Raw genomic sequence first — 24,697 nt, 5'->3', positions numbered from 1 at the left:
TCTTACCGACAAGACCGCATGGCTTTGGCCGGGGCGGTCTTTTCTACGAATGGTGCCCGATCCGGCGATAGCGTTCCGGGTTCGGGCCAAACAGTTCCAGCATCAGCTCGTATTTGATGCGGTTTGCGCTGACTTGCCTGTAAAACGCGATCAGAAACGCCGTCGGTCCCTGAATACGCGTAAGCCCGCTGGTGGCGGCAACCACCGTTCCGACATCGGTCTTTCCGTCCAGCACCAGATACCCGCCCAGCATCAGAATCCCTACGGTTCCCGCTCCGTTGATGACGCTTAGCAGGAATTTGGCGGAAAGCTTCCACAGAAACATCTTGCGTCGTGTTTCGAAGATTTCGTCGAATTGAGCGTCAATCTCTGTCGCAATCTGGTCAATTTGCTCTGTCGTCAGTTTGTCTGTCGCCCCCCGCAGAATACGGACGCGCTCTGCCACGAAGACATTCACTTTCCGCTGCGATATCAATACGATGACGATCTGCGGCACGATCATCGAAAACGCGATCATGCCCAAGCCGGGTTGGGTCGACGAGATATATCCTATGACACTGATCAGGGTGCCGATCTGAACCACGGGATCAGAAAAGGCACCACCGGCAAACTTACCCAGCTCCTCCGCCTCGGCTGAAATGGCGGTGGTCATGGTCCCCTTGCGAAAGGACTCACCAGATTCGGTGAGATCCGTCGCCCGCACAAGCAAACGCTGTCGGATCATGCGGATCAAATCCTCACCCAGCGTTCCCGCGCGGTAGCCCAGCAGCCATTTCAGGGCAAGGCTGAGCAGGATTACGGCCATCATGCCGCTTCCCAGAAGCAATAGACGGTCACCGCTGACATCGTCAGATGTTAGATGGTTCACAATATCGCGCTGGAATTCCAAGGGAACGGCGGCGAGGGCTGCGATTGCGATCGACAGCACGATCAGGATGATCTGCCGTCCTGCGCTGGCCCGCCAGATCGCGCGATAGAGTTTGAACATGTCTGCGCCCGCGTTACTGAACTTTGCCCAGTCTGACAGCACATAGGGTCATATTCAAATCTTATCCGGGGCTTAGTTGGCCGCGTTCACTCAACCAGGCGCAGCGTTGCGTCTGCGGCCTGCATCTCTCCACCGGCGCGGTCGAAACGCAGATAGGCAATCGCTTTACCACCGGATTGGGTAAACAGCGTGCCAACAGGTTTGCCGTCGGTCGTGATCTGAGTGCCCGCTGGGGCAGCCCCCGAGATTTCCACGACGCGCAGCCCTTTGCGCAGCTCGGTCTTGTGCTTCATGCGGGCCGTAACTTCCTGCCCGACATAGCAGCCCTTTTTGAAATCGACGCCGTTGAAGTCTTCAAAGCCGGTTTCAAGGATATAGCTGTCCGGCGTCAGTTCGATGCCGGTTTCGGGCATGCCATGGCGTACCCGGATCGCATCCCAGTCGGTGCCGTCATGGGCTTCGTCGGCCTCGGTATAGGCCCGCCAGCCCATGTCTTTATGCCTTGGATCGGGCAGGGCACCTGCTGGTGCAGGACCGGTGCCGCGTTGCAGGTTCAAGCCCGAGGGTTCGATCGTTACATCCGCGCGCAGCTTGTACATGGCCAGCCGCTTGTGCAGCCCGTCCGCCAAGATATCGGCCACGTCCAGCAGAACCGCGTCTCCGTCCCGTTTCAGAAAGAAGTCGGCCAGATACTTGCCCTGAGGCGTCAGCAGCGCCGCATAGACCAGCCCATCCGCCAGGCCCTCAATGTCATTGGTGATCAAACCTTGCAGGAAACTGTCAGTGTCCGCGCCGGACAGACGAAAGATGCGGCGATTGGGCATGGTTGATCCTCGTCATTTGCCTTGGCCCCGTGATATAGGAGTTCGCGCCGCCAAGACCAGAGGTAACAGACGTGCCCGCACCGATCAGTGTTGTCATTCCCACCCTGAACGCCGCAGACAGCCTACCGCGGGTGTTCATGGCCCTTTACGAAGGGGTGCAGGAAGGTCTGATCCGGCAGGTGATCGTCAGTGACGGCGGGTCCAGCGATCTGACATTGGACATTGCCGACGATGCAGGGGCGCTGATCTTGCAAGGTGCTCCGTCGCGCGGGGGGCAGTTGCGCCGGGGATGCGCCGCAGCAACCTCGGAGTGGCTGTTGGTGCTGCACGCGGATACCGAGTTGCAGCAGGACTGGACCGCGTTTGTGTCGCAACACTTGTCCACGGGCCAACCGGCCTGTTTTCGGTTGCGTTTTCGCGCGCAGGGCATGGCGCCGCGTATTGTTGCCGGATGGGCGAACCTGCGAAGCCGGGTATTGGGTCTGCCTTACGGTGATCAGGCGCTGCTGGTTCGAAAGACAGATTACGACAGGGCAGGCGGGTATCCTGATCAACCTTTGATGGAGGATGTGGCCCTGGTGCGGGCCTTGCCAGCTGTCACGTCGCTGCGCTGCGACGCGGTTACGAGTGCGGAACGCTATACCCGTCAGGGCTGGCTGCGTCGCGGCGCTCGGAATCTGTGGACTCTGACGCGGTATTTTCTGGGGGCTGATCCTCAGAAACTGGCACGGGCATATCGTCGTTGAAGGCAGTGCGCAGCTCGACAATCGATTTACCCAGACGGAAGGGCGCGGCGAAGCTGACCAGGCAAAGGGCGACGATCTGCAACACCAGAATATGCGCATTGGCCTGGAGGTATTCCCATTCATCCTTGAGCTTGCCAACCTGTTCGATCAGGTCGTCATAACTTTGGGCGAGGATCAGGTAATCTCCTGCAATTGCGGGCACTTTGCGCCGCATATTGTCGATTGCCACCTGTGTTTCCTCATCAAGCGAGGTGAAGACCAGAAACTGGTCGATGCTGAACGCGTCGACCTTGGCGGCCATGTCACGCGCCTCTTCCATGTCATCTTTTGAGCTTCCGCCAAACAAAAAATGCAGCCCCTGCAGCGGGGCGACTTCATTTGTAACCTCGATGAACAAGGGCAGTTCCGAGTTGCTGGCGGTCGATGCCGACAAAAATTCGACCTTTTCGCATAAAACTCCGGTGTCCGGGTCATAGGCTGGGTCGCAAAATCGCAGGCGGAACCGCGCTGCATCGCGGTCAAAGGCCAGCGTGGCCGCATAAGCGACGTCAATCTGGCGATCCAGCCTGGAACTGTCCGAGGTGTAAAGCCCCGCCAGAACGGCAACCAATGCACCGATTCCGCCCAGCACGACCCAGACCAGGTCAGCCAGCTTCCAGGCTCGATGCCCAGCTGGTTTGCGAAACAAAAAGCCAGTACCCACCAGTCCGATCAGGAAAAACAGGATCAGCAGGGGCAATTGGTTGTCAGTAATAAAGCTCATGGGCCGGAGTTTACGATCTATCCCGGCGCTGGCAACCGTGCTCACGCAGTGTTGTAAGTTGTGAAGGATTTAAGACCCTGAACTTTGGCCGAATTTTCGGAACAATCGCGTGCGATCAAAGGCCTGTTCCAGCGCATCAGTCCGGTCTTTCACACTGTCCCAAAGCCTTTCCTGCATCTCGGCAATCACGCATTCCAACAAGACGATAAGTGCCGACATCGAATCCCACGCCGAAGGCACCGCGATGCGGGCCGCAAAGGTATGTTTCGCCAACCGATGAATGGGTGAGCGCCATTGGTCCGTCAGCAGAACAACCTCGGCGCCGCGTTCGTGGCAGAGTTGGCCGATCAGCAAGGTCGTGTTCTCGTAACGCCTCACATCCAGGGCCACCAAAACATCCCCTTCACGCACTTCCAGCAGATCATGCGTCCAGGACACCGCGTCCGACAGCATTTTCACGTCCGGGCGGATCATTTGTAAGTGCAGGTAGAGGTAACGCGCCAGCGCCCCGGTGATACGTCCACCGGTGATGAAGATGCGGCGATCAGGATCGCACAGCATGCGACAGAGGTTGTCGAATTCGTCAGGATCGATCTCGTCAATAGTTCGTCTCTGGTTTTCCAGAGCCTGCTTCGAATACCGGTTCAGAATATGCTCTTCCGGCAGATCGTTTTGCCAGACGTCACGCTTGTCTTCCGGGCCCGAGATCATCTCTTTCACCTCGGCGCGCACAGCGGCCTGAAACTGCGGATACCCGCCAAAACCGGTCTTTTGCAGCATGCGCGCCACTGTCGTTGTCGAGACAGAGGCGACACTGGCCAGCTCGGTGATGCTGCCCAGCCCTGCCATAGGATAGTCATCCAGCAAAACACTGACCAATTGACGTTCAGACGGCGTCATCTCTTCGCGGTGGGCCATCAGTGTTTCTGTTACCCGCACGAGTGTCTCTCCTTCAGCGAACGTCGTGTTCTGTACAATTTTTAACATCATGACTTGGGTTGCAAGTTTTTGTACAGGAAAATTATTGACAGGTGAACTGCGGATGTAGAGATTTTTCCCATGGCGCAGTTGGAATCACATCACACCAAACCCGGATTTGGCCCGGTCGTCTTTGCCGAGCAGAGCGGCGAAGCGCCCTCGGTAATCGTTGTGTGTGAACACGCCTCGAACCGGGTGCCTGAGTTTTTGGGCGACATGGGCGTGGGGGCAGAAGCATTGCGCAGCCATATTGCCTGGGACCCGGGCGCTTTGTCGGTGGCCCGGAATATGGCGCGTCAGATGTCGGCTAGCCTGGTTTTTGGTGGCGTGTCTCGCCTGGTCTATGATTGCAATCGCCCGCCCGAGGCCGTTGACGCAATGCCCGCGCGCAGCGAAGATGTTGACGTGCCGGTGAACGCAGCGATGTCATCCGTCGACAGGGTCGAGCGCGTTGAACAGGTTTACCTGCCTTTTTCCAAGACGTTATCCGATGAAGTTAAGCGGAACCGAACGTCGTTGCAGTTGATGGTGACCGTCCACAGTTTCACACCTGTTTTCAAAGGCCAGAAGCGACAGGTTGAACTGGGCTTGTTGCATGGTGCCGATAGCCGGTTCGCAGCGGCGATGATCGCACACGCGCCTGCGAAGCTTCCCTATGTCACGCGGCTGAATGAGCCTTATTCAGCGGCAGATGGTGTCGCGCACACGCTGGATGTGCAGGGCCTGCGCAACGGGCTGTTGAATGTGATGATCGAGATCCGCAACGACCTGATCCAAACACCAACGCAACAACAAGCCGCAGCTGATTGCCTGGTACCATGGATCAAGACCACGCTGACTGCCCTGAACGCGGAGGACGCTTCGTGATCAAGGCGATGGCGGCATATGTGCGCGTCGTTGATGCGGTGAACTACCGGATCGGACGTATGATGATGTGGGGCCTCTTTGTGATGATGGGCATCCTGCTGTGGTCGTCGATCTCGAAAACCTTCTTTCTGCCCTCGCTCTGGACGCTGGAAATGGCTCAGTTCGCGATGGTGACCTATTACATCATGGGCGGGCCCTATTCGATCCAGCTGGGTTCGAACGTGCGGATGGATCTGTTTTATCACAACTGGAGCCCGCGCCGGAAAGCCTGGTTCGACGCCTTCACCGTGCTGCTACTGATCCTTTATCTGGGCGTGCTGTTTTACGGAGGGCTGGGCTCAACCGCCTATAGTATTGGCTATTGGGGCACCGAACCTGTCGCCTATTTCACCGGGTTGCTGACCGGCAGTGAAGAGATCGGGCGGCTGGAACGGTCTTCGACCGCGTGGCGCCCCTATATCTGGCCGATCAAGGCGATCATGGTGCTGGGCTTTTTCCTGATGCTGCTGCAAGCGGTGTCGGAATTCTTCAAAGACATAGCCCGGATCAACGGGCAGGAGATCGGGGTGCGGCGGGCATGAGCCAGGACTATATCGCCATTTTCATGTTCGCCTCGATGATGCTGATGCTGTTCACTGGTCAGCGCGTATTCGGGGCCATCGGTGCGGTGGCAACCATTGCTGCGCTGGCCCTGTGGGGCACGGGCGGGCAGGACATTACCTTTTCTGCGGCGATGAAGCTGATGAAGTGGTACCCGCTGCTGACTCTGCCGATGTTCATCTTCATGGGCTATGTGCTGTCCGAAAGCCGATTGGCGGACGATCTCTATCGCATGTTCCATGTGTGGATGGGGCCGGTGAATGGCGGGCTGGCGATTGGGACGATCGGGTTGATGGTGCTGGTCTCGGCCATGAATGGCCTCAGCGTTGCGGGTATGGCCATCGGGGCCACCATCGCGCTGCCCGAACTGCTGCGGCGCGGCTATGACAAGACGATGGTGACAGGCGTGATCCAGGCCGGATCGAGCCTGGGTATTCTGGTGCCACCTTCGGTGGTGCTGGTACTGTACGCGATGATCGCGCGGCAGCCGGTGGGGCAGCTTTGGTTGGCTGGAATTGTACCGGGTCTGATGATGGCAGGGATGTTCATCCTCTATATCTGGATCCGTTGCCGCCTTCAGCCGCATCTGGGCCCCGCAATGGAAGACGCGCATGAGGTGCCGCGGGCCGAAAAGATCCGGCTGCTCGGGGCAGGGGCGCTGCCCCTGATCATCTTCGCCGCGATGATGGTGCCCTTTGTAAACGGTTGGACTTCGCTGGTGGAAAGCTCGGCCATTGGGGCGCTGACGGCGCTCTTTGTCTCGGTCGTCAAGCGTCGGATGACGTGGAAGATATTCGAGACTTGCACCAAACAGACGCTGGCGATTTCCTGTATGTTCATGTGGATCATCCTGGCGGCGCTGGGCTTTGGCGCGGTGTTTGATGGGTTGGGCGCGGTAAGGGCCATCGACAACCTGTTCACCGAGCAATTGGGCCTGTCGCCTTGGTTGATCCTGATCCTGATGCAGCTCAGCTTTATCGTCATGGGCACGTTTCTGGACGACACCGCGATGCTGGTGATCGTGGCCCCGCTCTATGTGCCGCTTGTGGGCATTCTGGGCTTTGATCTGATCTGGTACGGGGTGCTCTATACGATCACCACCCAGATCGCCTATATGACACCGCCCTTCGGCTATAACCTGTTCCTGATGCGCGCGATGGCCCCGCCCGAGATCGGGTTGAAGGACATCTATCGCTCGATCATCCCCTTCGTCGGTGTGATGATCCTGGCTCTGATCATCATCATGGTGTTCCCGGACCTGGCCCTGTGGCTGCCCGGATATGTCTATGGAAATTAAAGAAGAAGGCCCCGCGAACGGGCACGTGAAACTTCAACAGAGAGGAAATTGACATGACAACAAGACGTAAGTTTCTGAAAACCGCCGGGGTGGGCGTTGCCGCAGCACCACTGGCCGCGCCGGCTCTGGCGCAAAGCACGATCACCTGGCGCATGCAGACCTATGCGGGCCCTGCACTGGCCGCGCATGTGATCGACCCGGCGATTGAGATGTTCAACAAGATCGCTGGTGACCGGATGCAGATCGAGCTGTTCTATGCCGATCAGCTGGTCCCAACGGGCGAGCTGTTCCGCGCCATGCAGCGCGGCACAATCGATGCGGTGCAATCGGATGATGACTCGATGGCGTCACCCACCGAGGTCACCGTGTTCGGCGGCTATTTCCCCTTTGCCTCGCGCTATTCGCTGGACGTGCCGGTGCTGTTCAACCAGTGGGGCCTGAACGAGATCTGGGATGAGGAATACTCGAAGGTCGGCGTCAAACATATCAGCGCCGGGGCCTGGGATCCGTGCCATTTTGCCACCAAGGATCCGATCAACTCGCTGGAGGATATGAAAGGCAAGCGTGTCTTTACTTTCCCGACGGCGGGCCGGTTCCTGTCGCAGTTCGGCGTTGTACCGGTCACCCTGCCTTGGGAAGACATCGAGGTCGCGGTGCAGACCGGTGAGTTGGACGGCATCGCCTGGTCAGGTATTACCGAGGATTACACCGTCGGTTGGGCCGATGTGACCAACTATTTCCTGACCAACAACATCTCGGGCGCCTGGGCAGGGCACTTCTTTGCCAATATGGACCGCTGGAATGAGTTGCCTGAGGATTTGCAGACTCTGTTCAAAGTTTGCTGTGATCAGTCGCATTATTACCGCCAGTGGTGGTATTGGGGCGGCGAGGCCAACCTGCGGGTCAACGGCACCAAAATGCAACTGACCACCATTCCGGATGAAGAATGGGCAACCGTCGAAGAGGCGGCTGTGAAGTTCTGGGATGAAATTGCCGCTGAATCCGAGACCAAGGCCAAGGTCGTTGACATCTTCAAGCGCTATAATGCCGAAATGCTCAAGGCCGGGCGGCCTTACCGTTACGGCTAGGACAAGCGGGGCAGGCGGCTGCGCCTGCCCTGACCACAAGGGAATGAGGGTGATATGACACTGGACGATCTCAAGGCGCTGGTTTCTGCCGGGGACATCGACACTGTGCTGGTCTGCATGGTCGACATGCAGAGCCGGTTGATGGGCAAACGCTTTCACGCGGGTCATTTCGTGGCCGGTGCGTGGGAAGAGACCCATTGCTGCAACTACCTGCTTGCCACCGATCTTGAGATGCGCACACCCGATGGCTATGCCGCAACCAGTTGGGAACGGGGCTATGGCGATTATGTCATGAAACCCGACCTCAGCACCCTGCGCCCGGTGCCGTGGCTGGAGGGGACTGCGATGGTGATGTGCGATGTGCTGGATCATCACACGCATGAGGAGGTTCCACATGCCCCGCGCTCGATCCTGAAAAAGCAGGTCAAGCGGTTGAAGGCGATGGGCTATGACGCAATCTGCGCCACCGAGCTGGAGTTTTTCCTGTTCGAGAAGAGCTTTGACGAGATCCGCAAGGACGGCTTCCGCGATCTGGCACCGATCTCGGGCTATAACGAGGATTATCACATCCTGCAGACCACCAAGGAAGAACATGTGATGCGCCCGATCCGCAATCATCTGTGGGATGCGGGCATACCGGTTGAGAACTCCAAGGGGGAGGCTGAGACCGGGCAAGAAGAGCTCAACATCAAATACGCGCCTGCGATGGAGACGGCCGAATACCACTCGATTGCCAAGAATGCAGTGAAAGAGATCGCCTGGCAGCACGGCCATGCGGCGACTTTCCTGCCGAAATGGCATCACGACAAGGTGGGCAGTTCCTCCCATGTACACCAGTCGCTCTGGTCTGACGGGCAGCCCGCGTTTTACGATAAATCCGACGCGCTGGGCATGTCGGTGCTGATGAAAAGCTATATGGCAGGGCTGCTGAAATATGCGTCGGATTATACGTATTTCATGGCGCCCTACATCAACAGTTACAAACGCTTCATGAAGGGAACCTTTGCGCCGACGCGGATCATCTGGTCGGTGGACAATCGCACCGCAGGGTTCCGTCTGTGCGGCGATGGCACCAAGGCGGTGCGGGTGGAGTGCCGGATCCCGGGCTCGGACATGAACCCCTATCTGGCTATGGCGGGCATGCTGGCTGCCGGAATTGCCGGGATTGAAGAGGGTCTGGAGCTGCAACCTGCCGCGACTGGCGATGTTTATCAGGGCGACACCGGCATGATCCCGGGCAATCTGGGTGCGGCACGGGATGCGTTGCACGGGTCTGCGATGCTGCGGGCAGCGATGGGAGATGATGTGGTCGACCACTATGCGCGTGCGGCTGAGGTCGAGATCGAAGAGTTTGCGCGCGTTGTGACCGATTGGGAAATTGCCCGCGGGTTCGAGCGTGCGTAACCTCGCTGGTCCGGTCGCTGCGCGCCCGGTGCCTTCGGCGAGAGTTTTTTGGAAAAGATGAAGCGGGGTAGTCCCTGCGCGTATTCAAGAGGTTGAGATGGCTCAAATACTGAGGTGTATCTCACCGATCGATGGATCGGTTTTTGTCGAGCGCGAGGTTCTGACGCGTGATGCGGCGTTTGCAGCGGCGGGGCGCGCACGAGCGGCGCAGGCGGATTGGGCAGCGCGGCCTTTGCAGGAACGTGTCGACCTTGTCATGGCTGGCGTCGCCGCAGTGGGCGCGATGAATGATGAAATCGTACCGGAACTGGCCCAGATGATGGGGCGGCCCGTACGCTATGGTGGCGAGTTTGGCGGGTTCAATGAGCGGGCCAGCTATATGGCCGAAATCGCCGAGCGGGCGTTGGCGGATATTTCGGTGGGTGAGGATGAGGCGTTCCGGCGCTACATCAAACGCATACCGCATGGGGTGGTGTTTGTGGTGGCGCCCTGGAACTATCCTTACATGACTGCGATCAACACGGTGGCCCCGGCCCTGATTGCGGGCAATGCTGTGGTGCTGAAACACGCGACGCAGACCCTGTTGGCGGGCGAACGGATGGCGCAGGCATTCCATGCCGCCGGGGTGCCCGAGGATGTGTTCCAGAACGTATTTCTGAGCCATGACGTGACCAGCGATCTGATCGCTGGACGGGCGTTTGATTTCGTAAACTTCACCGGCTCTGTCGGTGGCGGGCAGGCGATGGAGCGCGCCGCTGCCGGGACCTTTACCGGTGTCGGCACCGAACTGGGCGGCAAGGACCCGGGCTATGTCATGGAGGACGCTGATCTGGAAGCAGCCGTTGAGACGCTGATAGACGGCGCAATGTTCAATTCAGGTCAGTGCTGTTGCGGGATTGAGCGGATTTATGTGCACGAAAGCCTGTTCGACGCGTTCCTCGCTCGTGCGGTCGAGATCGTGCAGGGATACAAGCTGGGCAACCCGTTGGACCCCGAGACGACGATCGGGCCAATGGCCAATGTGCGCTTTGCTAACGAAGTACGCGCACAGATTGCCGAAGCTGTCGCCGATGGGGCCGTGGCGCATACCGAGACCTTCCCGGAGGATGATGGCGGGGCTTATCTGACGCCGCAAATCCTGACCAACGTGACCCATGACATGCGGGTGATGCGGGATGAGAGTTTTGGCCCGGTGGTCGGGATCATGAAAGTCTCATCCGACGCTGAAGCCGTTGAATTGATGAATGACAGCGAGTTTGGCCTGACGGCCAGCCTCTGGACAGGCGATGTGAACCGCGCGGCGCGGGTGGGCGATCAAATCCAGACCGGCACCGTGTTCATGAACCGCGCCGACTATCTGGATCCGGGCCTGTGCTGGACCGGGTGCAAGAATACCGGGCGGGGCGGGGGGCTGTCGGTGATCGGCTATCACAACCTGACCCGCCCAAAATCCTACCATCTGAAGAAAGTCACATCATGAGCCTTGTTGGAAACTGGTCCTATCCGACCGCGATCAAATTCGGTGCGGGACGTATCAAGGAATTACCCGAGGCCTGCGCGGCAGCCGGGATCAAGCGCCCTTTGCTGGTCACGGACAAAGGGCTGGCCGATCTGCCGATAACCGCGGAGACGCTGGACATTCTGGAGGCCGCCGGTCTGGGGCGCGGCCTGTTCAGCGATGTGGACCCGAACCCAAATGAGCAGAACCTGGATGCGGGGGTGACTGCCTATGAGGCCGGAGGCCACGATGGGGTGATCGCCTTTGGCGGTGGCTCGGGCCTTGATCTGGGCAAGATGGTGGCTTTCATGGCCGGTCAGACACGCCCGGTCTGGGATTTCGAGGACATTGGCGATTGGTGGACCCGTGCCGATGCCGACGCCATTGCACCTATTATTGCGGTGCCGACCACCGCCGGGACCGGCTCAGAAGTCGGTCGCGCAAGCGTCATCACCAATTCCCAGACCCATGCCAAAAAGATCATCTTTCACCCCAAGGTGCTGCCCTCGGTGGTGATCTGCGACCCGGAGCTGACCGTGGGCATGCCCAAGTTCATCACCGTAGGCACCGGGCTGGATGCCTTCGCCCATTGTGTCGAGGCGTTCAGCAGCCCGCATTACCACCCCATGTCTCAGGGCATCGCGCTGGAAGGAATGCGGCTGGTCAAGGACTACCTGCCGCGTGCCTATGCCAATGGCACCGATATCGAGGCCCGCGCCCAGATGATGAGCGCGGCGGCCATGGGGGCAACCGCCTTCCAGAAGGGTCTGGGCGCGATCCATGCGATGAGCCACCCCATCGGCGCAGTGTTCAACACCCATCACGGCACGACCAACGCGGTCTGTATGCCTGCCGTGCTGGACTTCAACGCGCCGGCCATTGCCGACCGGTTCCAGCAGGCGGCGGCCTATCTGGGGATCGAGGGCGGCTTTGACGGGTTCCGCGCCTTTGTGCAGGAGTTCAACGACGCGTTGGGCATTCCCCGCACGCTGTCCGATCTGGGCGTGACCGAGGGCGCGATCCCCGAACTGGTCAAAGGCGCGATCATTGACCCGTCTTGCGGCGGCAACCCGATTGAGCTGACCGAGGACAATCTGACCGCGCTCTTCAAGGCCGCGCTCTAACCTCTTGCGCGCACCCTCCCTCATCCTGCACTCTGCACGCAGGTGAGGGAGATTTGTATGACCAAAGGGATTGTTCTGATCCACGGGGCCTTTGCGGGTCCGTGGTGCATGGAGGATTACGCAGGCTTTTTCCGAGCGCGGGGCTGGACGGTGCACATGCCCGCGCTGCGCTTTCATGGCGGTGATCCCAAGGCCGAGCCTGATCCGGGCCTGACCGACACCAGCGTGATGGACTATGCCAATGACATTGCGGAATTCGTGCAGGGGCTGGACAGCAAACCGGTGCTGCTGGGCCATGCCATTGCGGGTGTGGTGGCGCAGCAGGTGGCGTCTCGGGGGTTGGCCAGCGCGATTGTGTTGATCAACCCGAATGCCGCTTGGGGAACCTTGCCCGAAACCGACGACGAACGCGCCGTGCCGCGCGCGTTGATGGAGGGTGGGGCATTCTGGAAACAGCCCATGCGCGTCGAGTTCGACCTGATGGCCCCCTTTGCGCTGAACAAACTGCCCGAGGCGCAGCAACACGCGGTCTTCGACCAGCTTGGCCCGGAAAGCGGGCGGGTGATGTTCGAGATGTTCTTTTGGATGTTCGACGATCACCACGCGATGAAGGTGGATATCGACAAGGTCGACTGCCCGGTTCTGATCGTGTCAGGCACCGAGGACCGGGCCGTGAACCCCAACACCTGCCGCGCTTTGGCGAAACTTTACGGAGACCGCGCGACGTTCCTGCCCGCCGAAGGCCACGCGCATTTTCTGTTCATGGAACCAGGGTGGCAGATACCCGCAGGAAAAATCGCCGACTGGCTGGACGAGAAGGTGGGCTAGAACGCCTACCCTGCGGGCTCAGTTGTTGGTCGAGAACGTGCTCTGCGGTTTCCATTTCAGGGTGCCGTCACTGTCGCGGTGACAGCGCAGCAGGCGCTCTTGCACTGTTCTGACCGTATCGGTGACGGTGTTGTCGCCGACCATCAGAACAAAGGCGTCTTCGGAATAGGCCATACCTTCATAATAGCAGAACCGAGTCTCAGCCCCGTCCGGAATAGGGGATGCTGTGCTGAGCATCTGCTGTGCCGGGGCTTGCGTGGCCAGAAGGGCAAAGGCCATCCCGAGGGTTACTGTTTTCATGTCGTCCTCCCGTTCGAAATCTGTTGGTCTCATTGGGTCTTGGACGCTCGGAACCTCAAAGGTCGTTCTTGAATGACGGTTTGAGGGTAAGTGTGAACGAGATCAACAACTTAGGCAAGGGGCGTTTTTGGTGGCGATTGTTGGGCGGTCTCGCCCTATCCACCCAATGCTTGATGCAAAGCATCAAGCACGCGCCCGACCCGCCCCCAGGGCGGGCGCGTTCCGCACCCTCCCTCGGGCCGGGCGCGAGGGTTGTTACGATGAGGGGCAATTGTTCAGGGTATTTTGGTAGGTAGAAATATATCCAACTCTAGGAACAATCCTGCTCGCGATTGAGGATAAGCAGATTTATTGCTGAGCTAAACCTATCGATTAGTTAACTATTTCCACTGGCACCATTGCAGGTTCAAAGCTCTTTTTTCCTTTTGCTCCTGCTTAAAACGACTGCCAACTTTGAATGGCGCTCCCAATTACCTTTGGGTTAACGAGCGCAAATATCGCGGCTAGTAAGACTAAAAGGTACTCTAGAGTAAAATCTCTAAGAGCTTTGACTACATCCACTGCGGTGGCCGCAATATCCTCACGCTTTTCGCGTTTTTTTGTTTTCAATAACGTGGTGATACTCCCACGAGTCCAAGTGAGCGTATGGATCTTCGTGGTCAAACGATGGATCAGGAAACAAACCTTCGTTTATTCTCTCAATTTCAGCCATTGAACGTTTGTTCCAGCGCTCGTTAATTCGTTTCAGCAAAACTGAAAGGGCTTCTGTAACTGCAACTAAGCTATGAAGAAAAAAGATTGCCAATAGAAAAACAGTGATTAGCTGGCCGAAGGCGACTAAGTCAGCTTGAACCACCGCGATGCTCAACCCGAAGATCGCAATCTGATCGCTCAGCAATTCGGCATTCGAGACGGCAAAGGTGAACGCCACAGCAAAATAGAGCGACTTTCTTGTCTTGCTTAGGTTCTCATGCTCAATGGCTGAAGTAAGGGGCACAGACTTTCTCTATTCTTTGGAGAGATCGAAAGTGTCGGATTCAAACATCCAACTCCTCCACAAACCGCGCGTTCTCCTGAATATACTGGAACCGCAGTTCGGGTTTCTTGCCCATCAGGCGCTCGACCAGATCGCCGGTTTCGCCGGGTTCGTCCTCATCAATCGTGACGCGGATCAGTTTGCGCGAGGCGGGGTCCATCGTGGTTTCTTTCAGGTCCTTGGCGTCCATTTCGCCCAAACCCTTGAAGCGTGAGACGTCGATCTTGCCTTTGCCGCCCAGACCTTTCTCAAGCCATTCATCCCGTTCGGCCTCATCCAGACAATAGACGCGCTTTGCCCCTTGGGTGAGGCGATAGAGGGGCGGGCAGGCCAGATACAGGTGGCCTGCGTCAATCATGGGCCGCATCTGGGTGAAGAAGAATGTCATCAGCAGTGAGGCGATATGCGCCCCGTCCACATCCGCGTCGGTCATGATGATGATCTTGTCATAACGCAGATCGTCGACGTTGAACCTGGTGCCAAGGCCGACACCCAGCGCCTGGGTCAGGTCGTTGATCTCGGCATTGGTGCCCAGTTTCGAACTGGCCGCGCCCAGCACGTTCAGGATTTTACCGCGCAGGGGCAGCAGGGCCTGTGTCTTGCGGTCGCGGCCCATTTTGGCGGACCCGCCCGCCGAGTCGCCCTCGACAATGAATAATTCGGTGCCGTCCCGTGTTGAGCTAGAGCAGTCCACCAGCTTGCCGGGGAGACGGAGTTTCTTAGTGGCGGACTTGCGTTGTGTTTCCTTCTCGGCCCGTCGGCGCAGGCGTTCTTCGGCCCTCAGGATGAGGAAATCGAGGATGGCGCCTGCGGATTTCGTGTCGGCCGCCAGCCAGTTGTCGAAATGGTCGCGCACGGCGTTTTCGACCAGCCGCTGCGCCTCGACCGTGGCCAGCCGGTCTTTGGTCTGGCCGACAAATTCGGGCTCGCGGATGAAACAGCTGACCAGAGCGCAGCCGCCGGTGATCAGGTCATCACGGGTGATCTGGCCCGCTTTTTTGTTGTTGATCAGCTCACCATAGGCCTTGATCCCTTTGAGGATCGCGGCCCAGAAGCCCGCCACATGGGTGCCGCCTTCGGGGGTGGGCACGGTATTACAATAGGATTGGATGAACCCGTCGCGCGAGGGTGTCCAGTTGATCGCCCATTCGACCTTGCCGGGGGTGTTGAATTTCTCCTGAAAGTCCACGGTGCCAGCAAAGGGCTGCTCGGCATAGGTGGACGAGCCGTTCATCGTTTCCTTGAGGTAGTCGGACAGGCCTCCGGGGAAGTGGAATGTGGCTTCGGTCGGGGTTTCTCCGTCGTCGATGGCGGATTTCCAGCGAATCTCGACACCCGAGAACAGATAGGCCTTGGAGCGGATCGATTTGAACAGCCGCGCCGGTTTGAACCGGTGATGGCCGAAGATGTCCGGGTCGGCGTGGAAGGTCACAGTGGTGCCGCGCCGGTTGGGGGCGGCGCCAACTTTTTCAACGGGACCCAGCGGGATGCCGCGCGAAAACCGTTGTTCGAACAGCTGCTTGTCCCGCGCCACCTGCACGACCATCGAATCCGACAGAGCGTTCACAACCGAGGCCCCAACACCATGCAGACCGCCCGAGGTCTGATAGGCCTTGCCAGAGAACTTGCCGCCTGCGTGCAGGGTGCAGAGGATCACCTCCAACGCGGATTTATCTGGGAACTTCGGATGCGGATCGATCGGAATACCGCGCCCGTTGTCGCGCACGGTGAGGGCGTAGTCGTCGTGCAGTTCGACCTCAATCCGGTTGGCATGGCCCGCGACCGCTTCGTCCATCGAGTTGTCGAGGATTTCGGCCACCATGTGATGCAGCGCGCGCTCATCCGTGCCGCCGATATACATGCCGGGGCGTTTGCGGACCGGTTCCAGCCCTTCCAGCACCTCGATGGACGAGGCGTCATAGGTGGCGGTGGTACTGGGCGTCAACAGATCGTCTGGCATCGGGGCTGCTCTTGCTTTTTGCGTTTTGCCCATTATGGCAGGTGATGTGGTTCGGGGGAAGAGGGCCGCGAGGTGTTGTGGCGGATTACCCGGACGAAAACCTGTGCGATCCTTACTGTCTTGTGGCGGATTACTGTTTTCCCACTGCTGCCTTTCTGTCTAACGACAACCACAGTTTTCCGTTTTTGTACCCGCCGCGCACCGGGTCTTTGGCGTTCATGACATCGGCATAGTCCTCGGCCCAATCGCGGAAGCGGTCGTTTGTCACGATTGTCGCGTCATAGTCCTTGGCGACCTGAAGCACATAAGGGTCCGCAGGCACGCCTTTGGGCGCGACCATGACGCGGTTTTTGGGCAAACCCAAGTGCAGGGCCGGCGCAGTGTCACGCATGTATCTATCGGACACTTTGTATCCGACATTTGCGTCAAACACGACGCCCGGCGTCAGACCTGCCTGTTTTAGGGCGTCCACGACATCGCGAACTGTGTCGAGGCTCGGCTCTCCGTCCTTCCAATGCATCACGTTCGAGCCGTCGATGACCGCCCAATTCTTGGGGCGTCGCAGCCATTTGCGTGCAAGCAACAAGGCGCTGGATATGGCGCATGGTACTGACAGCAAGAGCCAAACAGAAAACGAAGGGATCACGATGGCGATGGCAGTCGCGCTGAAGGACAGCAGGAAAACAATAAGGAAAACGCGCATGATTGAAATTGGAATGGCACTTTGAAATTGGATAGGCCCATTTATCGGCAATTGTGATCCGATTGCCCAGCGGTTTTCAGATCATGGTTGCAAAGCGGTTCATTTTTGCACGCCAAACCTGTCACCGGCCTCGCTTTCCTCAGAATTCGCTTTTAGGTTGGCACCAGCGACGAGCAGGAAGAGGATTACCGCGTATGAGCTGGATCAAAACGGTGCCGTTTGAGAGCGCCACGGGCAAACTGAAAAAGCTCTATGACCGGGTGACCGGGCCCGGCGGTAATGTGGACAACATCATGATGGCGCATTCCTTGCGGCCGCATTCGATGGAAGGCCATATGGCGATGTATAAGGCGGTGCTGCATCACTCGGGCAATAGGATTCCAAAATGGTTTCTGGAAACACTGGGGGTCTGGGTCAGTTCGTTGAACAGCTGCTGCTATTGTGTCGAGCATCATTTTGCAGGGTTGCAGCGTTTGCTTGGGGATGCGGCGCGCGGCGATGCGATCCGGGTGGCGATTGAGGCGCGGGATCTGGCGAACGCACCTTTGGATGCGGCGCAAGTTGCGGCGATGATCTATGCGCGCAAGCTGACCGAGACGCCCGGGGAGATGGTCGAAGCCGATGTCGAGGCTCTGCGCGCGGCAGGGTGGGGTGACGGTGAAATCCTCGAGATCAATCAGGTCTGCGCGTATTTCTGCTATGCCAACCGGACGGTACTTGGGCTGGGATGCTCGACCAAAGGGGATGTGCTGGGTCTGTCGCCCAACAACTCGGACAATCCTGACGATTGGGGACATCGCTAAATACCGGTCAAGGTTTACGCGTCTGGTTCCCAATCTAGAATGGCTTGCGCCACGGTCTCGGGCTGTTGATGGTGCAGCCAGTGATCGGCATCCGCGATGGAGATGCGGGTCAATCGCGGTGCGAAATCTTCAAGGTTTTCGGTTGCTTCTGGCAAAAGGGCAACGTCGTCTGCGCCCCAGATCAACAGATGAGGGCAGGTGACGCGCAAACGGTCCAAGGGCAGTTCCGGCACATCTGTGCACGGCTGTCCGGGCTCTGCAATCACAAGGGGCGAGGCACGATACCAGTTCAGCATGGCCTGCAATCGCCCCGGACGGGCCCATTCGGTACGGTAGGCTGTCATCGCTTGGTCCGACAACCAATCTCGCCCCATACCGTGACGAAAGAATTTTTCGAGCTTGGCAAAATTGTTGGCTGACAGAGGGCTGACGGCTGCGTCAGACCGCAACAGATGGATATATTGCGAGGCTTCAGATTGTGCACCTCCGGCCGCCAAAGCGCGTTGGAACGGTACAGGATGGACGCCGTTGGCGATGATCAGACGGTCGACAAGCTGAGGCTGGAACATGGCCAAACCATAGGCAACGGCTGCGCCCCAGTCGTGGCCCAACACCTTAACAGGTGCGCCAATTTGATCGATCAAAGAAACCATATCAGAAACAAGCGCTTGCAGGGCGTAGTTCTGAGATCCCTCTGGCGCCCAGCTTTGGCCAAAGCCACGCTGATCGGGGGCAATGCAGTGAAACTGATCGGACAGAAACGGAGCGAGATCGCCCCAGGCTGCGCCGAATTCAGGAAACCCGTGCAACATCAACAAGGGTGGCAGGCTAGGGTCGCCCCAGCTTCTGATACAGAAGGGTTGGCCGTTCAGGTCACGAAACTCGGTCTTCATGAAGCGCCTTTGATGAGGCTTGGATATAGGGGGCAGAATTTTCTACCCACTTGGCTAAGTCAACTTGATTCCAATCAACGCGGGGTAATGGAAAATCTGTTAGCTGGCCAGCAGAACAATGAAAACAGGAGAGTGTGAATGGCCGCGACAGTACAGTTTACCCCAGACCTTGAACGCGTGAATTCCGCGCCAAACCCCGCAAACGCCACCGCGCCGAGCGTCGAGAACATCCGGCATGCCTTCGAAAGCGGTGAATACCCCTATGGTCGCAAAATGGCCCGATCGGCCTATGAAAAGCAAAAAGCGAAACTGCAGGCGGAATTGTTGAAGGTGCAATTGTGGGCGCAGGATACAGGTCAGCGGTTTGTGTTGCTGTTCGAAGGCCGGGACGCCGCGGGCAAGGGCGGTACGATCAAACGTTTCATGGAACATCTGAACCCGCGTCAGGCCCGCGTTGTGGCCCTGAACAAACCCACTTGGGAAGAGAAGGGCCAATGGTATTACCAACGCTACGTGCAAGAGCTGCCAACGGTTGGTGAAATGGTCTTTTATGACCGGTCCTGGTACAACCGCGCGGGTGTTGAACGGGTAATGGGCTTCTGTTCGGCCAACGAATACCTTGAGTTCATGCGCCAAACGCCGGATCTGGAACGGATGCTGGTGCGCTCGGGCATTCAGCTTTACAAATACTGGTTTTCGGTCACGCAGGACGAACAGCAACGCCGGTTCAAAAGCCGTGAGACGGACCCGCTGAAACAGTGGAAGCTGTCGCCAATCGACAAGGCAAGCCTGGATAAGTGGGAAGACTATACCGAGGCGAAAGAGGCGATGTTTTTCTATACGGATACCGCCGATGCGCCTTGGACCATCGTGAAATCCAATGACAAAAAGCGCGCCCGGCTTAACTGTATGCGCCATTTCCTGTCGACGTTGGAATACCCGGACAAGGATCATGATCTGGTGGGAGAGCCAGACCCTTTGATCGTGGGGCAGGCGCATCATGTGATCCGGCAGTCAGACCATATTCTTGGGGCGTCGCTGCACCCCGAGTCGGATAGCTCTGCCGCTTCCGAACCCAAATAGGGCGCTGTTTCACCTGGTCTCGTTTTGAAATTTCACGCGCCGGCTCTTGCCCGATCCATCGGTCAGGACTAAGGCTGGCGGAATGCAAAACGGGATGACATATCGCGGCCATGTACGGGCCATTACTGTGCTGGGGCTGCCGCTGATCGGCGGCCATCTGGCGCAGTTTGCCATTGGTCTGACCGATACCGTCATGCTGGGATGGTACGGGGTCGAAGCGCTGGCGGCGGTGACATTGGCCAGCAGCTATTTCTTTGTTCTGTTCCTGTTTGGTGCCGGGTTTGGCTGGGCGGTCATGCCGATGGTTGCCACCGCTGCCGCCGAGGAAGATCAGACGCGCATTCGTCGGTCTACCCGCATGGGGTTGTGGCTGTCGCTGATCTATTCCGTGATCATGATGCCTTTGCTGTGGTGGTCCTACCCGGTTCTGATCGCCATCAAGCAAGAGCCGCAAGTGGCTGAAACTGCGTCAGAATACCTGCGCATTGCTGGCTGGGGCTTGTTTCCTGCGCTGTTGGTCATGGTCATGAAATCCTATCTGGCGGCGTTGGAGCGGACCCAGATCGTATTGTGGATCACCGTTGTGGCGGCGGTGGTCAACGGTTTGACCAACTATGCGCTGATCTTCGGCAATTGGGGCGCGCCCGAGCTTGGGGTACGGGGTGCCGCCATCGCGTCGGTTGTCACTCAGATCGTGTCTTTGCTCTGCGTGGTGATCTATGCGGTGCGGGTACTACCGGAGCACAGCCTGTTCCAGAGGTTTTGGAGACCGGATTGGGACATGTTCATGAGCGTGCTGCGTTTGGGCGTGCCCATCGGTCTGACCACATTGGCCGAGGTTTCGCTTTTTGCAGCTTCAGCCGTGATGATGGGCTGGCTTGGGCCGGTGCCGCTGGCGGCCCATGGCATCGCGCTCAATCTCGCGTCGGCCACCTTCATGGTGCATCTGGGCTTGTCGAACGTGGCCACGATCCGCGCAGGCAATGCATTGGGGCGTCAGGACCGGGCACATCTTGAAAAAGGCGCGGTCACCGTCACGGTCATGTCTCTGATCATGTCGCTGGCAACGATCATCTTGTTCCTGACCTGTGCCGAGCCGCTGATTTCACTGTTCATGAAATCCGGTGATCCGCAGCGGCCCGAGATTCTGATGATCGGGACGGGCCTTTTGGCGATGGCTGCGTTGTTTCAACTGGTGGATGGTGCTCAGGTCATCGCGCTTGGATTGCTACGTGGCTTGCAGGATGCCAAAGCACCGATGGTGATGGCGGCGCTCAGCTATTGGGTCATTGGGCTGCCCGCGTCCTACTATTTTGGCTTTGTTCAAGGCATGAATGGTATCGGCGTCTGGCTGGGGCTGGTGCTGGGATTGGCCTGTGCTGCCGTCTTGTTGATGGCGCGTTTCTGGTTGCATGCAGTGCGTGCAATCGCACTTCCGGCGACCTAGCCACTATTTTCCGGACAGCCGATCCGCCTTTTTGCGCACCAAAACCGCGCGCAGATCGTGCATCGCCATGAGCAATCGGTCGGTGACGTCTTCCAACTGAGCCTCCGTGGCCTTGGATTGTGCCCATTGAGTGGTCAGGTTCAGATGGTCGACGGCCCGGTGGATATCATCCATATCGCGCTGCGCCAGCACGGCTTTGCGCGCGTCCATCCAGCGATCAATCTCTGCTTTGTCGGCCTCGGTCAACACCTGCTGGCCATGTGGCTTGACCTCGCCATTGCGAATGTTCAGCACAGCGATCTGCGTCATCTCGATCCGCTGATGCCGGTTTGCCGTGTCCACTTTGAACACGGCAGCACCGTTCTCGCGAACACGGAAGTAATACTCGGGCAATTCAGTGGACATGGCCGTCCTCCGATCAGGTAAGGCCCGCGCAGAACCGCTCAATACGGTCGCACGCCTCGGTCAATGCAGCATCCGAAGTCGCATAGCTGACCCGAAAGTTGGGAGACAACCCGAAGGCCGCGCCAAAGACGACAGCCACATCGGACTCTTCGAGCAACGCGGTGGCAAAGGCCTCGTCCGAGTCGATCAACGTTCCCGCAGCCGAGGTTTTTCCGATCAGCCCGGCGATGGACGGATAGACATAAAACGCGCCCTCGGGCGTGGGACACGTGATGCCGTCGATCTGATTGAGACGCTCAACAACAAGATCCCGGCGGCGTTTGAACAACGCACTATTGGGTGCCAGGAAGTCCTGCGTTCCGTTCAATGCCTCAACTGCGGCCCATTGGCTGATCGAAGACGGGTTCGATGTGGATTGTGACTGGACCTTGCGCATGGCCGCAATCAACTCGACCGGACCGGCCGCATAGCCAATCCGCCAACCGGTCATGGCATAGGCTTTGGACACCCCGTTGCAGGTCAGCGTTCGATCATAAAGCTGCGGTTCAACTTCGGCAGGGGTGCAGAAATCGAAATCGCCATAGGCCAGATGTTCGTACATGTCATCGGTCATCACCCAGACATGAGGGTGTCGCAACAGAACATCCGTCAAAGCCTTCAATTCGTCCCGGTTGTAACCTGCGCCTGTCGGGTTTGAGGGTGAGTTGAAGATGAACCACTTGGTTTTGGGCGTAATCGCGGCCTCTAACTGGTCGGGGGTCAACTTGAACCGGTTTTCCAGCGTGGTTTCGACAACAACCGGCGTGCCCCCAGCCAGCAGAACCATGTCGGGATAGCTGACCCAATAGGGGGCCGGGATGATAACTTCATCCCCGTCGTTCAGCGTTGCCATGAACGCGTTATAGAGCGTCTGCTTGCCACCCGTGCCCACCGAAATCTGCGCCGGAGTATAGTCCAGCCCGTGATCGCGCTTCATTTTGGCGCAAACCGCCTGTTTCAGCTCGGGGATACCATCGGGGGCGGTGTATTTGGTTTTGCCCGCTGCAATCGCTGCCACTGCAGCGTCCTTGATGTTCTGCGGCGTGTCGAAATCGGGTTCGCCCGCGCTCAGCCCGATGATGTCACGGCCAGCGGCTTTCAATTCGGCGGCCTTCGCCGTCATTGCGATGGTCGGCGAAGGTTTGACGCGTGACAGTGTCGCAGACAGAAAACTCATGTCGGGCCTCGGTTTGTATGTTGATCGGGACTGTCATAGGGTGCCGCCCAAAGACGATCAAGCCGATAGAGCACAGGAGCCATGGGCGCGTATGAATGAAGAAACGGATTGGTTCGGACCCGAGGCCGCAACCTTTGGGGATCGGGTCGCAGGTGCGCGCGAAGCTGCCGGAATGACGCAGGTTCAGTTGGCGCGTCGTCTGGGGGTGAAAAAGGCCACAATCGTCAACTGGGAAGACGATTTGTCTGAACCGCGCGCCAACAAATTGTCGATGATGGCGGGCATGTTGAATGTCTCGATCCGTTGGCTGCTGACTGGCGAGGGCGAGGGGACCGAGTCTCCGCTGGACGAGGAGCCGTTGGACACCGAACTGGCCCCGCTATTGGCCGAGATCCGCGCGATCCGCGGCGAGATGCGGGCTAGTTCGGAAAAACTGGCTCGGGTCGAAAAGGCGCTGCGTCGAACGCTGGAACGCAGCGCATGAGTGAGACCCGAGAGAACCGGATCAAGCGTATGCAAATGCGCTCGATGCGGCGCGGTATCAAAGAGATGGATTTGATCCTGGCCGCGTATGCGGATCGCAATTTGGCGGCCATGGATGACGCTGCGTTGGATTTATATGATCAGTTGCTGCTTGAGAATGATCAGGATCTGTACCAATGGGTGACAGGGCAGGCCGCACCGCCGCAGGCTTTGGCCGATCTGATCTCTGACATCGCGCAAACGTTTCAAAAATAACATAAAATACGGCTTAACCGATTTTCGGGAATTCGCGCCATCCTGTCTTAAACGGCGCGAGTGAATCGGAGGATCGTATGAGTATGGAAATGCAGGTTTCCACACCGGGCAGTAAGGGCTTTATGAACAGCTATCTGGAAGCGCTGGCCTTGGTTGAGCGTTTGCACCGACTACTGCTGGACGTCATTAAGGATGAGTTCGAGCGGGTCGGCGTGCTTGAGATCAACGCGGTTCAGGCCTTGTTGCTGTTCAACATTGGCGACCATGAAGTCACCGCCGGAGAGTTGAAGAGCCGTGGTTACTATCAGGGCAGCAATGTCAGCTACAATCTCAAGAAACTGGTCGAAATGGGCTATATGCACCACCAGCGCTGCGAAATTGACCGCAGATCCGTCCGAGTCAGGCTTACCCCGCGCGGGCGAGAGATCCGTGATATCGTTTCAGAACTGTTCGCCCGTCACGCCGAAGGCCTGCAGGGACGGGGTGTGCTGGGCGCTGAAGGGATCGAGGATATCACCAGCTCGTTGCGCCGGGTGGAGAGATATTGGACGGACCAGATCCGCTATATCTACTGACCTCACAAACGCGCCAATGAAAAAGCTGGCCAACGCGGCCAGCCCTTCAGATCAGATGGGATTACCAGTGGCCGGTGCTTTCCATGCTGGCCCAGGGTTCCGCCGGTTCCAGCGCATCACCGTTTTGCAGCAGCTCGATCGAGATATTGTCAGGTGAGCGGACAAAAGCCATACGGCCATCGCGCGGTGGGCGGTTGATGGTGACACCATTATCCTGCAGGTGCTGGCACATCTCGTAGATGTTGTCGACGCCATAGGCGAGGTGGCCGAAATGGCGGCTGTCGCTGGGCAATTCATCATCGCCATCCCAATTATGGGTCAATTCAATCGGTGCGTCTTCCTGACCCGGAGGTGCCATGAAGATCAGCGAAAAGCGTCCCGCTTCGCTGTCATGCCGACGAATTTCCTTGAGACCCAGCAATTCATAGAAGGCCATTGATTTCTCCAGATCCTTCACGCGGACCATGGTGTGCAGATATGTCAGCGCCATCGTGGCTTCCTTTCAATACATTAGATGACTTGCACCTTAGCGC

General features: G+C 58.1%; 26 protein-coding genes. 15 read left to right on the top strand and 11 right to left on the bottom strand.

Going from position 1 to position 24,697, the window contains the following annotated elements; genetic code table 11:
• Nucleotides 1-43: 43 nt before the first annotated feature.
• Nucleotides 44-988, bottom strand: a complete 945-nt coding sequence (locus GOW40_RS02690) for an ABC transporter transmembrane domain-containing protein (protein WP_171128794.1) — start codon at nt 986-988, stop codon at nt 44-46.
• An 86-nt stretch (nt 989-1,074) separates the two neighbouring features.
• Nucleotides 1,075-1,812 carry a folate-binding protein YgfZ gene (locus GOW40_RS02685; protein WP_171128795.1) on the bottom strand — a complete coding sequence of 246 codons (738 nt, stop codon included), beginning with the start codon at nt 1,810-1,812 and terminating at the stop codon, nt 1,075-1,077.
• 71 nt (nt 1,813-1,883) lie between these two features.
• On the opposite strand from GOW40_RS02685, the gene GOW40_RS02680 reads away from it, so the two are divergent.
• Nucleotides 1,884-2,558 carry a TIGR04283 family arsenosugar biosynthesis glycosyltransferase gene (locus GOW40_RS02680; RefSeq protein ID WP_171128796.1) on the top strand — a complete coding sequence of 225 codons (675 nt, stop codon included), beginning with the start codon at nt 1,884-1,886 and terminating at the stop codon, nt 2,556-2,558.
• 832 nt (nt 2,559-3,390) lie between these two features.
• On the opposite strand, the gene GOW40_RS02670 is transcribed toward GOW40_RS02680, so the two are convergent.
• The gene (locus GOW40_RS02670; RefSeq protein WP_371731799.1) at nt 3,391-4,260 is read right to left on the bottom strand and encodes a MurR/RpiR family transcriptional regulator; all 870 of its coding nucleotides are present in this window, start codon (nt 4,258-4,260) and stop codon (nt 3,391-3,393) included.
• Between the two features lie 120 nt (nt 4,261-4,380).
• Between GOW40_RS02670 and GOW40_RS02665 the strand changes: the two genes are divergently transcribed.
• The 8 genes from GOW40_RS02665 to GOW40_RS02630 all read left to right on the top strand — a co-directional run bounded on the left by GOW40_RS02665 (nt 4,381) and on the right by GOW40_RS02630 (nt 13,005).
• Complete coding sequence (locus GOW40_RS02665; RefSeq protein WP_171128797.1) at nt 4,381-5,166, top strand: N-formylglutamate amidohydrolase; 786 nt, start codon at nt 4,381-4,383, stop codon at nt 5,164-5,166.
• On the top strand, nt 5,163-5,747 hold the full coding sequence (locus GOW40_RS02660) for a TRAP transporter small permease subunit (protein ID WP_371731798.1): 585 nt from the start codon (nt 5,163-5,165) through the stop codon (nt 5,745-5,747). The genes GOW40_RS02665 and GOW40_RS02660 overlap by 4 nt, the downstream gene beginning before the upstream one ends.
• A complete protein-coding gene (locus GOW40_RS02655) occupies nt 5,744-7,063 on the top strand; it encodes a TRAP transporter large permease subunit (protein WP_171128798.1) in 1,320 nt (439 codons plus the stop codon). The genes GOW40_RS02660 and GOW40_RS02655 overlap by 4 nt, the downstream gene beginning before the upstream one ends.
• Nucleotides 7,064-7,116: 53 nt before the next feature.
• The gene (locus GOW40_RS02650) at nt 7,117-8,151 is read left to right on the top strand and encodes a TRAP transporter substrate-binding protein (protein WP_171128800.1); all 1,035 of its coding nucleotides are present in this window, start codon (nt 7,117-7,119) and stop codon (nt 8,149-8,151) included.
• Between the two features lie 54 nt (nt 8,152-8,205).
• Nucleotides 8,206-9,555: a glutamine synthetase family protein gene (locus GOW40_RS02645; protein ID WP_171230853.1), complete on the top strand. Its 1,350-nt coding sequence runs from the start codon at nt 8,206-8,208 to the stop codon at nt 9,553-9,555.
• A gap of 97 nt (nt 9,556-9,652) precedes the next feature.
• Complete coding sequence (locus tag GOW40_RS02640) at nt 9,653-11,035, top strand: aldehyde dehydrogenase family protein (RefSeq protein WP_171128804.1); 1,383 nt, start codon at nt 9,653-9,655, stop codon at nt 11,033-11,035.
• Nucleotides 11,032-12,177 carry an iron-containing alcohol dehydrogenase gene (locus GOW40_RS02635; RefSeq protein ID WP_171128806.1) on the top strand — a complete coding sequence of 382 codons (1,146 nt, stop codon included), beginning with the start codon at nt 11,032-11,034 and terminating at the stop codon, nt 12,175-12,177. Before GOW40_RS02640 ends, GOW40_RS02635 begins: the two co-directional genes overlap by 4 nt.
• A gap of 57 nt (nt 12,178-12,234) precedes the next feature.
• Nucleotides 12,235-13,005 (top strand): alpha/beta hydrolase, encoded by a 771-nt coding sequence (locus tag GOW40_RS02630; RefSeq protein WP_171136362.1) that lies wholly within the window; start codon nt 12,235-12,237, stop codon nt 13,003-13,005.
• Between the two features lie 18 nt (nt 13,006-13,023).
• On the opposite strand, the gene GOW40_RS02625 is transcribed toward GOW40_RS02630, so the two are convergent.
• The 4 genes from GOW40_RS02625 to GOW40_RS02610 form a co-directional block, all read right to left on the bottom strand.
• On the bottom strand, nt 13,024-13,305 hold the full coding sequence (locus GOW40_RS02625) for a hypothetical protein (RefSeq protein ID WP_171128810.1): 282 nt from the start codon (nt 13,303-13,305) through the stop codon (nt 13,024-13,026).
• 580 nt (nt 13,306-13,885) lie between these two features.
• On the bottom strand, nt 13,886-14,302 hold the full coding sequence (locus GOW40_RS02620; protein WP_171230852.1) for a hypothetical protein: 417 nt from the start codon (nt 14,300-14,302) through the stop codon (nt 13,886-13,888).
• Between the two features lie 40 nt (nt 14,303-14,342).
• Nucleotides 14,343-16,301 carry a DNA topoisomerase IV subunit B gene (parE, locus tag GOW40_RS02615; RefSeq protein WP_171128814.1) on the bottom strand — a complete coding sequence of 653 codons (1,959 nt, stop codon included), beginning with the start codon at nt 16,299-16,301 and terminating at the stop codon, nt 14,343-14,345.
• A gap of 130 nt (nt 16,302-16,431) precedes the next feature.
• Complete coding sequence (locus GOW40_RS02610; protein WP_171128816.1) at nt 16,432-17,004, bottom strand: hypothetical protein; 573 nt, start codon at nt 17,002-17,004, stop codon at nt 16,432-16,434.
• Nucleotides 17,005-17,198: 194 nt separating this feature from the next.
• Between GOW40_RS02610 and GOW40_RS02605 the strand changes: the two genes are divergently transcribed.
• A complete protein-coding gene (locus GOW40_RS02605; protein ID WP_171230851.1) occupies nt 17,199-17,807 on the top strand; it encodes a carboxymuconolactone decarboxylase family protein in 609 nt (202 codons plus the stop codon).
• 14 nt (nt 17,808-17,821) lie between these two features.
• On the opposite strand, the gene GOW40_RS02600 is transcribed toward GOW40_RS02605, so the two are convergent.
• A complete protein-coding gene (locus GOW40_RS02600; RefSeq protein WP_171128820.1) occupies nt 17,822-18,700 on the bottom strand; it encodes an alpha/beta fold hydrolase in 879 nt (292 codons plus the stop codon).
• A gap of 138 nt (nt 18,701-18,838) precedes the next feature.
• On the opposite strand from GOW40_RS02600, the gene ppk2 reads away from it, so the two are divergent.
• The gene (gene ppk2 / locus GOW40_RS02595) at nt 18,839-19,783 is read left to right on the top strand and encodes a polyphosphate kinase 2 (RefSeq protein WP_171098229.1); all 945 of its coding nucleotides are present in this window, start codon (nt 18,839-18,841) and stop codon (nt 19,781-19,783) included.
• 82 nt (nt 19,784-19,865) lie between these two features.
• Nucleotides 19,866-21,230, top strand: a complete 1,365-nt coding sequence (locus tag GOW40_RS02590; RefSeq protein ID WP_171128822.1) for an MATE family efflux transporter — start codon at nt 19,866-19,868, stop codon at nt 21,228-21,230.
• A 3-nt stretch (nt 21,231-21,233) separates the two neighbouring features.
• Here GOW40_RS02590 and GOW40_RS02585 read toward each other — a convergent pair whose 3' ends face one another.
• Nucleotides 21,234-21,635 (bottom strand): hypothetical protein, encoded by a 402-nt coding sequence (locus GOW40_RS02585; protein WP_171136364.1) that lies wholly within the window; start codon nt 21,633-21,635, stop codon nt 21,234-21,236.
• Nucleotides 21,636-21,648: 13 nt separating this feature from the next.
• Nucleotides 21,649-22,851 carry a pyridoxal phosphate-dependent aminotransferase gene (locus GOW40_RS02580; RefSeq protein ID WP_171128823.1) on the bottom strand — a complete coding sequence of 401 codons (1,203 nt, stop codon included), beginning with the start codon at nt 22,849-22,851 and terminating at the stop codon, nt 21,649-21,651.
• A gap of 91 nt (nt 22,852-22,942) precedes the next feature.
• On the opposite strand from GOW40_RS02580, the gene GOW40_RS02575 reads away from it, so the two are divergent.
• The 3 genes from GOW40_RS02575 (at nt 22,943) to GOW40_RS02565 (ending at nt 24,164) form a co-directional block, all read left to right on the top strand.
• The gene (locus GOW40_RS02575) at nt 22,943-23,335 is read left to right on the top strand and encodes a helix-turn-helix domain-containing protein (protein WP_171128825.1); all 393 of its coding nucleotides are present in this window, start codon (nt 22,943-22,945) and stop codon (nt 23,333-23,335) included.
• Nucleotides 23,332-23,589, top strand: coding sequence for a succinate dehydrogenase assembly factor 2 (locus GOW40_RS02570; RefSeq protein ID WP_171098238.1), 258 nt, complete (start codon nt 23,332-23,334; stop codon nt 23,587-23,589). Before GOW40_RS02575 ends, GOW40_RS02570 begins: the two co-directional genes overlap by 4 nt.
• Before the next feature lie 77 nt (nt 23,590-23,666).
• Complete coding sequence (locus GOW40_RS02565) at nt 23,667-24,164, top strand: MarR family winged helix-turn-helix transcriptional regulator (RefSeq protein ID WP_171098240.1); 498 nt, start codon at nt 23,667-23,669, stop codon at nt 24,162-24,164.
• Nucleotides 24,165-24,225: 61 nt separating this feature from the next.
• On the opposite strand, the gene GOW40_RS02560 is transcribed toward GOW40_RS02565, so the two are convergent.
• The gene (locus GOW40_RS02560) at nt 24,226-24,654 is read right to left on the bottom strand and encodes a VOC family protein (protein WP_171128827.1); all 429 of its coding nucleotides are present in this window, start codon (nt 24,652-24,654) and stop codon (nt 24,226-24,228) included.
• Between the last annotated feature and the right edge of the window lie 43 nt (nt 24,655-24,697).

The organism is Ruegeria sp. HKCCA6707, assembly GCF_013033515.1.
GTDB lineage: Bacteria > Pseudomonadota > Alphaproteobacteria > Rhodobacterales > Rhodobacteraceae > Ruegeria.
The sequence above is the reverse complement of the archived record's forward strand: the minus strand, read 5'-3'. Positions and strand labels throughout refer to the sequence as shown.

Excerpts from the sequence above, each read along its gene's own strand:
- GOW40_RS02640 (WP_171128804.1), top strand. The coding sequence starts at position 9,653 with ATGGCTCAAATACTGAGGTGTATCTCACCGATCGATGGATCGGTTTTT.
- GOW40_RS02590 (WP_171128822.1), top strand. The coding sequence starts at position 19,866 with ATGCAAAACGGGATGACATATCGCGGCCATGTACGGGCCATTACTGTG.
- GOW40_RS02565 (WP_171098240.1), top strand. The coding sequence starts at position 23,667 with ATGAGTATGGAAATGCAGGTTTCCACACCGGGCAGTAAGGGCTTTATG.
- GOW40_RS02560 (WP_171128827.1), bottom strand. The coding sequence starts at position 24,654 with ATGGCGCTGACATATCTGCACACCATGGTCCGCGTGAAGGATCTGGAG.
- GOW40_RS02685 (WP_171128795.1), bottom strand. The coding sequence starts at position 1,812 with ATGCCCAATCGCCGCATCTTTCGTCTGTCCGGCGCGGACACTGACAGT.
- GOW40_RS02630 (WP_171136362.1), top strand. The coding sequence starts at position 12,235 with ATGACCAAAGGGATTGTTCTGATCCACGGGGCCTTTGCGGGTCCGTGG.
- GOW40_RS02570 (WP_171098238.1), top strand. The coding sequence starts at position 23,332 with ATGAGTGAGACCCGAGAGAACCGGATCAAGCGTATGCAAATGCGCTCG.
- GOW40_RS02605 (WP_171230851.1), top strand. The coding sequence starts at position 17,199 with ATGAGCTGGATCAAAACGGTGCCGTTTGAGAGCGCCACGGGCAAACTG.
- GOW40_RS02610 (WP_171128816.1), bottom strand. The coding sequence starts at position 17,004 with ATGCGCGTTTTCCTTATTGTTTTCCTGCTGTCCTTCAGCGCGACTGCC.
- parE (WP_171128814.1), bottom strand. The coding sequence starts at position 16,301 with ATGCCAGACGATCTGTTGACGCCCAGTACCACCGCCACCTATGACGCC.
- GOW40_RS02650 (WP_171128800.1), top strand. The coding sequence starts at position 7,117 with ATGACAACAAGACGTAAGTTTCTGAAAACCGCCGGGGTGGGCGTTGCC.
- GOW40_RS02690 (WP_171128794.1), bottom strand. The coding sequence starts at position 988 with ATGTTCAAACTCTATCGCGCGATCTGGCGGGCCAGCGCAGGACGGCAG.
- GOW40_RS02665 (WP_171128797.1), top strand. The coding sequence starts at position 4,381 with ATGGCGCAGTTGGAATCACATCACACCAAACCCGGATTTGGCCCGGTC.
- GOW40_RS02585 (WP_171136364.1), bottom strand. The coding sequence starts at position 21,635 with ATGTCCACTGAATTGCCCGAGTATTACTTCCGTGTTCGCGAGAACGGT.
- ppk2 (WP_171098229.1), top strand. The coding sequence starts at position 18,839 with ATGGCCGCGACAGTACAGTTTACCCCAGACCTTGAACGCGTGAATTCC.
- GOW40_RS02575 (WP_171128825.1), top strand. The coding sequence starts at position 22,943 with ATGAATGAAGAAACGGATTGGTTCGGACCCGAGGCCGCAACCTTTGGG.
- GOW40_RS02645 (WP_171230853.1), top strand. The coding sequence starts at position 8,206 with ATGACACTGGACGATCTCAAGGCGCTGGTTTCTGCCGGGGACATCGAC.
- GOW40_RS02635 (WP_171128806.1), top strand. The coding sequence starts at position 11,032 with ATGAGCCTTGTTGGAAACTGGTCCTATCCGACCGCGATCAAATTCGGT.
- GOW40_RS02625 (WP_171128810.1), bottom strand. The coding sequence starts at position 13,305 with ATGAAAACAGTAACCCTCGGGATGGCCTTTGCCCTTCTGGCCACGCAA.
- GOW40_RS02655 (WP_171128798.1), top strand. The coding sequence starts at position 5,744 with ATGAGCCAGGACTATATCGCCATTTTCATGTTCGCCTCGATGATGCTG.
- GOW40_RS02600 (WP_171128820.1), bottom strand. The coding sequence starts at position 18,700 with ATGAAGACCGAGTTTCGTGACCTGAACGGCCAACCCTTCTGTATCAGA.
- GOW40_RS02580 (WP_171128823.1), bottom strand. The coding sequence starts at position 22,851 with ATGAGTTTTCTGTCTGCGACACTGTCACGCGTCAAACCTTCGCCGACC.